General features: G+C 69.6%; 9 protein-coding genes and 2 pseudogenes. 7 read left to right on the top strand and 4 right to left on the bottom strand.

Going from position 1 to position 12,559, the window contains the following annotated elements; genetic code table 11:
* Positions 1-1,078: 1,078 nt before the first annotated feature.
* From ABT254_RS43215 to ABT254_RS43195, 5 genes and pseudogenes are all read left to right on the top strand, one after another.
* On the top strand, positions 1,079-1,342 hold the full coding sequence (locus ABT254_RS43215) for a helix-turn-helix transcriptional regulator (protein ID WP_351483190.1): 264 nt from the start codon (positions 1,079-1,081) through the stop codon (positions 1,340-1,342).
* Between the two features lie 55 nt (positions 1,343-1,397).
* Positions 1,398-2,389: pseudogene (locus tag ABT254_RS43210) on the top strand (DUF6083 domain-containing protein).
* Positions 2,386-2,874, top strand: a complete 489-nt coding sequence (locus ABT254_RS43205) for a hypothetical protein (protein ID WP_351483189.1) — start codon at positions 2,386-2,388, stop codon at positions 2,872-2,874. The pseudogene ABT254_RS43210 and the gene ABT254_RS43205 overlap by 4 nt, the downstream one beginning before the upstream one ends.
* A gap of 83 nt (positions 2,875-2,957) precedes the next feature.
* Positions 2,958-4,502, top strand: a complete 1,545-nt coding sequence (locus ABT254_RS43200) for a UvrD-helicase domain-containing protein (protein WP_351483188.1) — start codon at positions 2,958-2,960, stop codon at positions 4,500-4,502.
* A 277-nt stretch (positions 4,503-4,779) separates the two neighbouring features.
* Positions 4,780-5,406, top strand: a complete 627-nt coding sequence (locus tag ABT254_RS43195; RefSeq protein WP_351483217.1) for a hypothetical protein — start codon at positions 4,780-4,782, stop codon at positions 5,404-5,406.
* A gap of 129 nt (positions 5,407-5,535) precedes the next feature.
* On the opposite strand, the gene ABT254_RS43190 is transcribed toward ABT254_RS43195, so the two are convergent.
* The 3 genes from ABT254_RS43190 to ABT254_RS43180 form a co-directional block, all read right to left on the bottom strand.
* A complete protein-coding gene (locus ABT254_RS43190) occupies positions 5,536-6,063 on the bottom strand; it encodes a hypothetical protein (RefSeq protein WP_351483187.1) in 528 nt (175 codons plus the stop codon).
* The gene (locus tag ABT254_RS43185; protein WP_351483186.1) at positions 6,060-7,172 is read right to left on the bottom strand and encodes a helix-turn-helix domain-containing protein; all 1,113 of its coding nucleotides are present in this window, start codon (positions 7,170-7,172) and stop codon (positions 6,060-6,062) included. The genes ABT254_RS43190 and ABT254_RS43185 overlap by 4 nt, the downstream gene beginning before the upstream one ends.
* A gap of 183 nt (positions 7,173-7,355) precedes the next feature.
* On the bottom strand, positions 7,356-7,634 hold the full coding sequence (locus ABT254_RS43180; protein WP_351483185.1) for a hypothetical protein: 279 nt from the start codon (positions 7,632-7,634) through the stop codon (positions 7,356-7,358).
* Between the two features lie 563 nt (positions 7,635-8,197).
* Here ABT254_RS43180 and ABT254_RS43175 point away from each other — a divergent pair.
* Positions 8,198-9,253 carry a pentapeptide repeat-containing protein gene (locus ABT254_RS43175; RefSeq protein ID WP_351483184.1) on the top strand — a complete coding sequence of 352 codons (1,056 nt, stop codon included), beginning with the start codon at positions 8,198-8,200 and terminating at the stop codon, positions 9,251-9,253.
* 33 nt (positions 9,254-9,286) lie between these two features.
* On the opposite strand, the pseudogene ABT254_RS43170 reads toward ABT254_RS43175, so the two are convergent.
* Positions 9,287-9,443: pseudogene (locus ABT254_RS43170) on the bottom strand (IS630 family transposase); the annotation flags it as partial.
* A 177-nt stretch (positions 9,444-9,620) separates the two neighbouring features.
* Here ABT254_RS43170 and ABT254_RS43165 point away from each other — a divergent pair.
* Complete coding sequence (locus tag ABT254_RS43165) at positions 9,621-12,344, top strand: hypothetical protein (RefSeq protein WP_351483183.1); 2,724 nt, start codon at positions 9,621-9,623, stop codon at positions 12,342-12,344.
* Positions 12,345-12,559: the final 215 nt, after the last annotated feature.

The following is a 12,559-nucleotide window of genomic DNA, read 5'->3' as shown; positions in this document are numbered from 1 at the left end:
AGTTCGACTGCTGGCGCACCGCAGGCGCGCGCCATCTGGTCGAGGTCACCGAGGCCGGCGCGGGATTCCGGGTCGGTGTGCGCCGCGAGGTACACGCCCGCCAGTCGGGGCAACGGCTCGGCTGCCCCTGCTGCAGAAGAGGAGCCGACGCGCAGCGCCCAGTCCGCGGCACGCCGTCGGTCGGGGCAGGCTGAGGCTTGGCTGAGCAGTGTGACATCGAGTAGTTCAGCGACGATCTCGTTGGCTGCGTTCCCAGAGGCTGGACGCAGCCATCGCGCGTGCTCCAACTCGCGCCACGGACCCGAGGCGGTGCTGAGGCGGAGGCTGCGCAACACACCCCTGGGCAGCCGGACTTGCATTCTGGCGTTCATGCGGAGCGCGCACTGCAGCGCCAGCAGGTGCGCGGCGGCCGTGGTGTCCCCCGGGAGCGCGGTGGCGAGGTAGCTGAGCATTTCGCGGACCCGGATCCGTTCACCCGGGCCCTTGGGGTGGCGTCTGCCGCGTCGCCGGGCGGCTGTCGGCTGCTGAGGTGCGCGGGTGAGGACGGTGTCGGGTACGACGGCGGCCTGTGCTGTTGCTGCGGCGCAGGCGCTGCAGGCGTCGACGAGTCGCCATAGCCGTCCGCCGTGTTCGCATGCGAGGAGAAGGCGGATGGGGCCGGTGCAGCCGCGGTGGCGGGAGTGCCAGCGGCAGCCGCGTTCGCGGCATTGGCAGATCCGCAGGTGCGGGGGACGGAGGTCGCCGCGCGCGTGTCGTGCGAGGTGGGAGAGGGCGGCTGAGCGAGCGGAGGCTGCGGTGATGGGTGTGGTGCCGTGGGGGCAGTGCTGGCATACGAGGACGAGCCCGCTGGGGCGCGAGTGTAGTTCCACGGTCCAGGCGCGTGGCGTCGCTGGGCATGTTGTGCGCAGCCTCATGGGCGCGTGTTCCTCCTGTTGTTTGCGCGCCGGTCTCGTCGGGGCTGTGGGGCCGGCGGCCCACCGTAGTGCAGACCTCTGCCCTTTCGCTGAGGCGGCGACCTGCGGAAATAGGGCAGAGGTCTGCACTGACAGGGCAGGGGTCTGCACCGTCGGATGGACGGGTGACGATCTTGCCGCCCGATCCGGACCTCGACGCGCTGCGGTTGGAACTCGCGCGCCTGCGGGCCGCGCGCGGGTGGACCTATGACGAGCTCGCCGCCCGCAGCGGCCTGGCCAGACGCACCGTCATCGAGATTGAGCAGGGCCGCACCATCGGCACGCTGAAGACCTGGCACGCCCTCGCCCACGCCCTGGGCACCCCGTTCGACGAGCTCTTCGGCACGCTGTGCCGTGGGCACGACCTGCCCGGGCCCAGCGGGGACTGACACCCCGTCCGAGCGGCCGCCGCGGATCACCCGAACCGGCGAGAGCGCATCGAACATGCGACCGCACATTCGCACTCCAGTCGCATCTCGTGCGGCCGGGCGGGCGATCCGGCCCCACCACTGCCGCGGATGCGGCGTGTTGGCTGGCAGGTTCGCGCGCATGCGCTCCACACCTCCCTCCCCCCGCCACTGGGACGGCAGTCCGGTCCTCGCCCATCGCGTGCGCCGCTCCCTGCAGATCACCCCCGACGGCGTCAGCCGGCTGTTGCGCTGCGGCCAGAGCGACCGGTGCCGCGAGTGCGGCAACCGGATCGAGTGGTACCACCGCAGCAATCACCGACCGGTCCGTCTCCATCCGCACGAACTGCCGGCCGCCCGGTGCCCGCAGCCTGCCGCTGGCATGTCAGCTCCGGCGTTGCCCACCCGGCCGGGGACGGCAGCAGCTGGTGCCGTCTGCCGCACGCCGTCGTCTGTCCCGCCCGAGACACTCCCCCGTCCCCCTGCGAGCTGGCCGGGCTGCGCCGGTCGCTGGCCGTGCGTTCCCGCCGCCTGATCGACTCCGGTGTCTTCACCCCTCCCCCGGCCTCGCCGGACAGCATGGCGCCCCAGCCGGCCGTCTGCCGTCCGGCCCGGCCCATCGTGCAGCTGCTGTACGTCCGCTATCTCGCGTCCCGGCCGGTGGATGAGATCCAGTGTGTCGCCCAGACCCGGCGCCGCCACCGCTGCGCCACCCCGCTGCTGACCCCCGATGCCATGGGCGGCACCTGGAGGCTGGTGCCCGCCACCGCGACGAGCGGTCAACTGGCCCTGCCCGCTGAGGTCATGGCGGTCTACGATCTCGGCCGCGTTCCCTACGCCGAGCAGCTGCGCTGGCGCGCCCAGCGCTGCCCGCAGCACGCAGCCTCGCCCACGGCCGCCGACCTGGCGGTGGCCGAGTGGGAGCCCTTCGACCCGCTGCGCCATCACGAGCACATCCACGGCCGCCTGCCCGCCCCCGCCCGGCGCCCCGGGTCTGCGGGCCGCGCTCGGCAGGGGGCCCGGCCGTGACGCCGCACCACGCCGTCGAGATCACCCTGACCAGACCCGCCACCCCCGGCGAACTCCGGCATGCGCGCGGCGGCGTGCCCCTGGCCGCAAACGCGGACCGTACCCGGCTGATGGCGGTTCATGGCGCGCGCAGCCCCGGCGGCGTCCTGCATACCCTGCGGCACCGGCTGGACGCGCTGCTGCCCATCGACGTCCTGAGCACGCACTACCCCGACCAGCACGGTCAGATCCTGCTCAACGTCGCCCTCAGCCACACAGCCGACAGGGCACTGCGCCGGGACGCGGCCGTCGTGGGACAGCGGCCCGAGGACCTGCTCCGCCGGCGCGTGACCGCGGCCCTCACCCGGGAGGAGCAGGAACGCGCCCGGCGTCTGGAGAACCGGCTCAAGAGCCTGCTCGCCCACCACACGCCCGACGAAGTACTGGCCTGCGTGGTCGGCCTGCGGTACGGCCGTCAGCACCGGCCCACCCGCACAGCGCCGTAGCTCCTCCTCCCCCGCAACGCCCCGGCACAGGGGTTGCAGACGCCTCTCCTTCCGTTCCTCGATCCCTTTCATCGGAGCCCTTGTTGCACACGCCCACCGACGAACAGGCCCATGCCGTCGATGCCTTCCGGGCCGGTCACCATCTCGTCCTGCAGGCCGGCGCCGGGACGGGGAAGACCAGCACGCTCGGCCTGCTCGCCGACAGCACCTGCCGCCGCGGCCGCTACCTCGCCTTCAACAAGGACATCGCCCGGGATGCCGCCACCCGCTTCCCGCGCACGGTGCTGTGCAAGACCGCCCACGCCACGGCCTACGCCGCCCTCGGCCACCGCTTCACGAACCGGCTCAACAGCCCCCGCCAGCCCGCATGGAAGACCGGCCAGGCACTCGGCATCACCCGCCCGGTCCGCATCGGTGATCACGAGATCAGCCCCCGGGCGCTCTCCCACTCCGTGCTGCGCACCGTGACCCACTACTGCTACTCCGCCGACCGCACCCTGGCCCGCCACCACGTGCCGCGCCTGCGCGGCCTGGACACACCCGCCGGGCACACCCAACTCGCCCACCAGGTACTGCCGTTCGCTCTCAAAGCCTGGGACGACCTGCACAACCCCGAGCGGGGCGTGGTCCGCTTCGAACACGACCACTACCTGAAAATGTGGGCCCTCACCGAGCCCACGATCGAAGCCGACTTCCTCTTCCTCGACGAGGCCCAGGACACCAACCCGGTCCTCGAGGAGGTCTTCGCCGCCCAGCGCGGCCACGCCCAGCTCGTCATGGTCGGCGACTCCGCCCAGGCCATCTACGGCTGGCGCGGCGCCCGCGACGTGATGGCCGGCTTCGACGCCACTCCCCTCACCCTGACCCGCTCCTTCCGTTTCGGCCCCCCGATCGCCGAAGAGGCCAACCGCTGGCTCACGCTCGCCGACGCGCCCATCCGCCTCACCGGCACCGACACCATCGCAACCGAAGTCGGCAGCCTCGACCGGCCGGACGCGGTGCTGTGCCGCACCAACATCGGCGCGATGGCCGAAGTTATGCGCCTGCTCGCCGCCGGCCACCGCGTCGCCCTCACCCGGGGAGGACAGCAGCTCGCCTCGCTGGCCCTCGCGGCCCGCGACCTCAAAGACGGCCGCCGCACCACCCACCCCGAACTCGTCCTCTTCCCCTCCTGGGGCGAAGTCCAGGACTACGCCGCCTACGATCCTGCCGGTCGTGACCTGCAGCCCTTCGTCGACCTCGTCGACACCCACGGCCCCGACGCCATCCTCACCGCCGTCGACCAACTCTCTGACGAGGCCCACGCCGACGTGACCGTCTCCACCGCCCACACCGCCAAAGGCCGCGAATGGCCCACCGTCCAGATCGGCAACGACTTCCCACCGCCCAGAGACACCGACCAGCACGATGCCGAAGGACACCCCATCCCGGAACCCGTCAACGACACCGACGCCCGCCTCGCCTACGTCGCCGTCACCCGCGCCCGACAGCACCTCGACCTCGGCGGCCTCTCATGGATCAACACCCACCCCGCCGCACCGCGCTTGGCCTACAGCAACCAACACCCAGCTTTCCGGCGCACGAGCCGGTCTCATGAGGCGCCGCACGCTTCTCTGTACAGACCGTGAACTGTTTGATCAGTCAATAGTCAGCTGCGCGGACAGCAGCTCTCTGCCCCGCACCACACATGCACACCGGCCCACAAGCCCGTCCTGCCTGTCGCAATCTCAGCCTGCAGCAGAGAACAACCCAGGCTCGTCATGCGTACTATCGCTAGACACAACTGTGCGGCAGTAACTGCTACTGCTCACATGGCACCAGGTGAAACAGCACACACGTTAGATTTTGCATACGCCGCGAGCTCGCTGCTTGCTGGCCGTAGCACCCAGGAAGGGTGTGAGCACGATGTCCGAAACCACTGCCGAAACCACCGAGTTGGCCTCACAGTACAGCGCGCAGGTGGCGGGGGACCTTGAACGCAACCTCAAGGAGCAAGACCGTCTCAGCGGTGAAATCGATGCGCTCCAGGCGCAGTTGGCCGCCCTGCGGCACGACCACTCCGTCCTGGTGAACATCCAGCAGGCCCTCGGCATCACGGCGGTGCCCGCGGCCCCTGCAGCCGAACCCGTCGCGACGGTGCCTGCTCCCCGCAAGAAGCGAGCAGCCGCGACAAGCAAGGGCAAGCAGACGAAGGTCGAGAAGCCCGCCGCACCGGCCCGGAAACGAACCGGCAAGAAGAGCCCTGCCAAGACGCCGGCCGCCTCGTCGACCACGCCCACGCTCGTCGACCTCGTGCGCGAACATCTGGCAGGCCAGAGCGAACCCCGTTCTGCCACCGAAATCAGCGCCGCACTGGGACAGCAGCACCCCGAGCGCGCCGTCAAGACGACCGTGGTCCGCACGACGCTCGAGGGGCTCGTGGCCAGGAATCAGGCCCAGCGCACCAAGCAGGGTGCGTCCGTCTTCTACACCGCCCCCGAGGTGGCTGAGCCGGCTGCCCACAGTGAGCAGCCCGAGCAGCAGTCCGACTGACAACGCCTGGAGGGCTAGCGCCCCATGCATCCGTTGCGCTCCTGCGGCCGGTTGGGCATCACCCTTTGCCGCGGCGCGTCGCAGCAGCGCCCACGGCACCCCTGTGCAGGGCGCGGCAGGTCCCTGCCGTCAGGCCGCATGGGAGGCGGCGGGCCGGGGGCTGAGGTGCCGTACGGCCTGGCGGCGGGCTGTGGTCGCCGATAGGACCAGGTAGCGGACCTTGCTCGCGTCCAGTCCCATCACGGCGGCAGCGGCTGCGCTGGTGTAACCGAGCCGGCAGTGCAGGACCAGCGCGTCGTACTGCTGCGCTGGGCAGGCATCGAGCGTGATCGGAGCAGGCGCAGCGGTCTGCACGCGGGTGCGCAGCAGTGCCCAGGCCCGGGCAGGTGGGTTGGGGTTGCTGACGATGTCGCACCAGCCGACCGCGAGTTCGCCCAGGACGCTGCACACCAGGCGGTGGGCCTGTGTGGGTGGCAGGTGGGCGCGGGCGTAGTCGAGGTAGCTGTCGCGGTTGAGGGCGCAGAAGGCCTCGAAGGCGGGCGGCAGCGCCGGGGTCAGGCTGGCTGGCTCGCGCGGCAGGCTGCTGGTACGGGGGCGTGGGATACGGGCTGGAGCGGCGGGGGGGCAGGTGGACTGGCGCGTGGCGTGTGTGGTCATCCGATCACCTCGGTGACGGGGCCGGCCGTGCTGGGCAGCGGGCCGGCCAGGGCGGCGCATGCGGCGTTCCAGAGGGGCCGAAGCGGCTGCGCTTCGGCGTTGAGGGCGTGAGCGAGTTCCTCGACGTCTTCCCAGGCGGGCAGGGCGGTGCCGTCGAGCATGCCGGTGATGGCATGCGGTGTCAGGTGGGTGTGCTCGCCGAGTTCGTCGGTGCGGGGCCGGGCGGCGGCCAGGTGCAGGCCGCGCAGGGCGGCCGGCAGGCTCTGGCGCTGGGTGGGGGCTTGTCCGCGGGCGGCCGCCCACAGCGGCTGGATCTCCGCCGGGTCTCCCCCGCAGGCGAGGGTGAGCAGACGGGCCACCTTCCATGACGGGCAGCGCTCGCCGTTTAGGACGCGTGAGACGTAGGAGGCGGACACGTCGGTGTCCTCGGCCAGCTCGCGCAGGGTCTTGCCGCTGAGGCGCTGCAGATGGGACAGAGCGCGGGTGAGCACGGCGGCCGGGCCGGTCGGGTGACGGTCGGGGTCTCTGGCCCGGGAGGGAGTCATTTCTCCCCTGCTGGAGGCCGGGCGGCGCTGGCCGGGGAGGCGGGTCGTGGAGACCGTGCGCGGTGCCGAGGTGGGCGGCGGGGCGGCGGCCTGACGGGGGAGGCGGACTCGTGTCCGGGTGCGTAGTGGGCGGCTGTCCATGCGGCGGCGTACGGCGTCGGCGGAGAGCTTGCGGGTGAGCTGCTCCGGGGGCAGGCCCAGGCACTGGGCGATGTCGGCGTTCTTCTGCCGCTGGTCGCGCGCCTGTTGGATCAGGACTGCCTTGAGGTCTTCCAGATCGCCTTCTACGACGCGCAGCAGGGTCAGGGCTGCCAGCGGCTGCTGTGCATGGGTTAAGCGCAGCATGTGGGTGATCACTCGGGCCAGGTCGTCGGCGACCTGGTCGGCGAACTCGTTGTGCGCGAGCGCGTCGGGGGTGGGCGACTTCTCGCGGGCCCTGCGGTAGGCACGACCGCAGGCGTCGCTGCAGTAATGGCGCGGCCGTCCGGAGCCGGCGCTGCGGCCGATCGGATTGCCGCAGCCGGGGTTGAGGCAGTGGGCGGGGCCAGGGTCTTTGGGCGTCATGACAGGGGTCATCCCTTCCTCGAAGGTGCTACCGGGGACGAAGGGCGTGCGGAAATGGGGAGATTCGACAGAAGCCGTCAGTGCCTGTTTCTCCCTCATCCGCGACCGGGCGGGCGCGGATGCCGCAGGCCTGGTGTCCGCCGCCCGGCAGTGATGGCTGTCCGGGCGGCGGACACGTGTTCGTCAGGCGGTGCGAAGGCGCCGGTAGCGCAGGTGCGAGCGACGTGTTGCGGCCAGCAGCATGCAGACCGCCGCTACAGCGAGCTCATACATCTCGGGCCGCAAGACCAGCACGATGCCAAGGACGGGGGCGGCAATGAACGCCCCTACCTGCATGTTGACTTCCCTGTCACGCAGCTCGCGGGTTTCAACCGCGGCCTGCTGCGGGATGTTACGGTCGAACCGCTTGGGCCGGCTCAGATCCAGTGAACGGCCGAAGACGGAGATTCGGTCAGGGGGCATTCCAACTCCTTGGTCGAAGCAGAGAGTTGAGTTGGGCCCCGGTCTGGTATCCCGCCGTGCCGGGGCTCACTCGTGCGTTGGGGGGACGCTACATGCTCACTCAAACGAATGCCTACCACTACGGTACGTAAATGACATCGCTGCGGTATCCGACGTCCCTGCACGCGCATAACGGTCATCGCTGGACACAGCACGATCAGAATCGGTCCCCAGCGCCCCCGGAACACTCAACCTCACATCCGGTACAACACAACGACCGAAGGACACGGCGATCCCGCCTGTCTCACGCGCAGTAACCGGCAGCCATCCGACCGCCTCACAGATCAGGGAAGTCCGGCGCTCCCTCACCGCCTCTGCCACCCGACGGTGGCCGCCTACCGCGGGCTGCTGTGCGCCACGGGCTGCTCCAACGGGCGACACCCTGGAGCAGGACCGGGAAGGCTCACCGGGTTGGTTAGGCCGTGTTGGCGCGAGGGCGTCCTCCCCGTCGGATTGCCCGCCCGGCCAGCTGAGTCCCCGTGATTTCTAATCGCCACTACCCACCGCGGTATTACGCTCCGGGGATGAACGGTGACCATGCGGATCCGCCAGGCCGGCGGGCAGCTTCGGGCTGTGGACGGCTGGGGCTGCTTCCGATCGGCTGGGCTCTTGCGTTGACCATCGTCGTAGCGCTGCTCATGCTGACCGGGGCAACGCTCATCGGAGGCGCCCTGCTCGGGTTCCGCGAGATCAAGAGAGAACCTCGGGTGTCGGCGGGCACCTTGTTCGATCTTCTGAAGGTCAGCTTCGCTCTGGTAGCAGGGGCGGGCGGGCTCGTGGCGCTTGTCATGGCCTATCGGCGACAGCGGCTCGCCGAGTACGCCCACGAACTTGACCAGTCCAAAGAAGATCGTGAACGTAGCCGGGTGTTCAATGAGCGGTTCAGCTCAGCTGCGGGACAACTCGGACACGAACAAGCCGCGGTACGCCTGGCCGGAGTGTACGCAATGGCCGGCCTCGCAGACGACTGGCAAGCCCATCGGCAGACCTGCATCGATGTGCTGTGTGCCTACCTGCGCATGCCGTACCCGCCCGCGCCAGCCGACACCTCCCCTGAGTACATCGGCTGGCTTCACTCCCGGGAGGTCCGCCACACCGTCATACGTGTCATCACCGCCCACCTTCGGGACGACGCAGTCGTTTCATGGTGCGGACACGATTTCGACTTCACCGGAACCGTCTTTGACGGCGGCGACTTCACTCACGCAAGGTTCACTGGTGGCACGGTCATCTTCGAGCGCGCCAAGTTTTCCAGCGGGGAGGTTGCCTTCCACGACGCTAGCTTCGCTGGTGGCGTTGTGGGTTTCTGGGCTGCAGAGTTCCAAGGCGGTCGGGTCTACTTTCCCGACGCAACGTTCAGCGGCGGCACCGTCTCCTTCGAGGAAGCCAAGTTCGTCGCTGGTCTGGTCTGTTTCGACCGCGCCAAGTTTGTCGGTGGCCGGGTCCACTTCCGCGCTGCTGAATTTGTCGGTGGTGAGGTCAACTTCCTTGACATCATGGACTGGTCCAGGCCGCCGGAGTTCGATCCCGACCAGCCGCCTGCCGGCGTGCTGATCACGCACCATCCGGGCACTGCCTAACACTTCGACTCGGAGGGTCGCCGGGTTGTTGGGTCAGGCCATGTTCGTGAGGGGGCGAAGGCCCCAGCGGATGCTTCTCTCTGTGGATGCGAGCGCGTTCCTTGCGATCGGCGGCCAGGACGTCGCGGTGGCGGGCGTCGGCGTTGCGCCAGCGCAGTTAGGCGTGCAGGACTCGGGTCTGCACGGTGTGCCAACCTTGAGAGGGGCGCTGGCCCATTGCAACGTATGAGGGCTCCGCAGGCCGTCTCGGCTCATCTCGAGCCGTATCGGCGGGCCTTCTCGACCGCCAGCGGCTTCGTTGCACCAAGTCAGGTGCCGTGCCGCGTCGATCAGAGCTACAGTGCCCTCACCTTGGGGGGAGGGCAGTGTGCGCGGTCTGCTGCGACGAGCCGTGTTGTTGGGGATGTTGGTGCTCATCGTGGTCCTGAGCGGATTCGTGCTGGACCTTCAGCAGATAGCCGCCCCCAGGCCTGCTGTCAGCAACGACGTGTGCCGGCCCTCACCCATCATCAATGAATCGAACACGGCCGGAACCTGCCGCTGGGGCCATGGGAAGCCGTATCCCGTCCACATCGACATCCAGGAGGCGGACGACGGGTCCTTCCGGGTCAAAGCCTCGGTGTCCTTGCCCGCCAGCAGCTCAACGGTCAGGCGCGTAGTGGGCGGCGAGGCTGCAGCGGATCCGGTCTCGTTCGCCGACCAGGTGTTCGGCTTCATCGGGCGCGACAACTACGTACTGGCATGGACGGCTCCCGTCGTCACCATCACGGACCGCAAGGCAGGCGCAGACTCGGCCGGGCAACGCGTCACCGTCACCACTACGGGCACGGACCGTCTTCTTCCCGCGCCCTCGTCCCGTCTGACGCTCTCCGGCGATGGCAGCTCGTCCACCGGCACCGTGACGGTGACGACCCAGCACAGAGTGATCACCGGACGGAGCGGCCTGACTCCTTCGCGGCAAGATGCCCGGCACCTCACAGCACGGCCCGGTGATCGTGGCTGGAAGGTTGTCGCGGCACCTGGCTCGCCGGTTCAGCCCGGCGACGGCCTGGCCTCGGGGCTAAAGGCACCGTCGTGGTGGACAGGAACTGTGCAGGTCCTGTCGAGTGCGTGGCAGGCCCTGCGCGATGCAACACCGGCACTCCTTGCCGCGGTGCCCTGGGCCGTGCTGCTGCTCATGGGACGGGCAGGGCCCAGCCGGCCAGCGTGGCGGCACTTTCTCGCCCTGACAGGCCTCCTGCTCACCTGGCACCTCGCCCTGACCCTCGCGCAGGCCACCCAGCAGGTGGACAACAAACTGAGCGACGTCCTCATCAACCCGGCGATCCGGCATCTCGAAGGTGCGCTCCACTGGAACCCGATGTCCTACGTGTCCGAGGCTGGCAGCCTCGTCATATTGATCGCAGGACTTCTGAGCGTGCTGCCGACGGCGGCACGAGGCGCATCCTTCAGCGATACGACGCGGCCGCGCCCGGCATACTGGGGCGCGCGGATCATGGCTGCTGCAGCCGGGGCGACGGCGTGCTTCTACTCCGGGATTCTCATCGAGCTCCAACAGCCGGCCCGCACGCCCTCACGGTCGCTCGTCCTGGTGCAACTGGGCACGCTCGTCCTGCTCGGGCTCGGCGCCTGGGCGGGGGCACGGCTGTGGCACAAGCTGCGCCGCAGGGGCGGTCCGTCCATGCCCGCGCTGGGCTTCCTGATCGCCGTCGCCATCATCCTCAATACGATTGCACCCCTGAGGAATTTCGGCGGATACCTTCCGTGGCTGATGCGTTGGGGTGTTGTACTGGGCACCGGAGCTGCGGCACTGCTGGTTCTCGTACAGCTCACGGCACGGGAACTGAACCAGCTCAGGACGCCGGAGCCAGTAGGGCACGGTCTGCCGCGCTGGGCCTGGCCCATACTCACGCTCTGCGCGCTGGCTCTCGTCGTGCCCTGGGACCTGCGCACGGACGCGGGTCAGGGCTGGTTCCACCTGCTGAACTTCGCCCAGGCCCTGGACGGTCTGCTCGCTCCGCTGGCCGTCCTGTCCGGAATCATCGCTCTGCGCAGCCTGGGCGACGCTCCGGTGACAAGCACAGGGGCGTTGCGCCGTCACCTCGTCATGGGCCGGGTGACGGCCTTCCTCGTACTAACGAGCTCCTACACGTTCTTCCACACCGCGTCCGTGTGGGCGCTGGGCGCGGCCGCTGCGAGCGTCTGGATGCTGTTGCCTGCCAACAGTGTTTCCCTCGCCGTTCACGCGCTGGGGCAGGGTGCGAATGACCGGCAACGGGCCATGTCCATCACCGTGGCTGCCGGCGCCGCCCGCCGCCAGCTGCCGGGGGCCCGCAAGATTCAGCGAGACCATGACGGCACCGCAGAAGACGCCAGAAAAAACGCCCGCCGTATCCGCACGCTCGAGCTGGTTGCCACGCAGGACCGGCACGTGCGCCGGCGTTCTCATCAGCCACAACCGACCGCACAGCAGGCCGCGTTCGGGTCATTCGTCAGCCGCCGCCCCTGGTCCCGTGCAAAGTCCTGCGCCCTGGCCGGCGGGCTGATCGGGCTGCCCTGGACCATCCTCGACCTCGTCGGCTCGGCCGACCTGCATCCCGGAGGCCCGTACCCTCTGCTCACCGCGGTGGGGACGCTGCTGCCCGCGCTGCTGCGCTGGGCCGGGTACGGCTTTCTGTTCGGCTACTTCTACCCGCTGCTGCGGGGAAGCACCGGACTGGCCAAGGCCCTGTGGCTGTCGGCTGCCGCCGTGGGACCGACCTTGCTCGATCTGCTCCTGACCCCGGCGTCGGTCCCTGTCTGGACCCGCATGGTGGTCTCCGTGCTGCAACTGGCAACCTTCGCCATGACGTTGGGCCTGTGGTCGGACCAACAAGTACTGGCCCAGCACTCCTACCATCTTTCGCGGCTGGCCGACGTCCACAACCTCGGCTCCCTGACGACCTGGGCCTCCACCGTCACGGCAGCCTTCGGCGCCGGGATCGCTGCACTGCTGCTTGTCGGAGCTCAGCCGTTCGTCACCGGATTGGTGCAGCCTCCGTCCCTGCCCACTCCCCCGCCCACGGCGCCGTCAACCGGCTCCGCGTCGTAGGCACTGGGATCCGGCAAGTTGGGGCTCCTGAGGGACGCCCCTGGGTGAGCAGGGCCCAGCGGCGCAGGTTGCCCTGGCCGTGGGTCTGCCCGGTGGAGCCGAGTCAACCGGCCTGTATGGTGCGCTGGTTGTGGCGGGCTGGTCCTTCGACGCTGCCGGCCGCTCCCCCACGGTTACGGCCACCGGGCCTGGGACATCGCCGCGTTCGTGTCGGT

The organism is Streptomyces sp. NPDC001137 (assembly GCF_040298885.1).
In the GTDB taxonomy this organism is placed as follows: Bacteria; Actinomycetota; Actinomycetes; order Streptomycetales; family Streptomycetaceae; genus Streptomyces.
Note: the sequence above shows the minus strand (reverse complement) of the source record. Positions and strands in the feature narration are given on the sequence as shown.

Excerpts from the sequence above, each read along its gene's own strand:
- ABT254_RS43195 (WP_351483217.1), top strand. The coding sequence starts at position 4,780 with ATGTCCGAAACCACTGCCGAAACCACCGAGTTGGCCTCACAGTACAGC.
- ABT254_RS43190 (WP_351483187.1), bottom strand. The coding sequence starts at position 6,063 with ATGACCACACACGCCACGCGCCAGTCCACCTGCCCCCCCGCCGCTCCA.
- ABT254_RS43185 (WP_351483186.1), bottom strand. The coding sequence starts at position 7,172 with ATGACGCCCAAAGACCCTGGCCCCGCCCACTGCCTCAACCCCGGCTGC.
- ABT254_RS43180 (WP_351483185.1), bottom strand. The coding sequence starts at position 7,634 with ATGCCCCCTGACCGAATCTCCGTCTTCGGCCGTTCACTGGATCTGAGC.
- ABT254_RS43175 (WP_351483184.1), top strand. The coding sequence starts at position 8,198 with ATGAACGGTGACCATGCGGATCCGCCAGGCCGGCGGGCAGCTTCGGGC.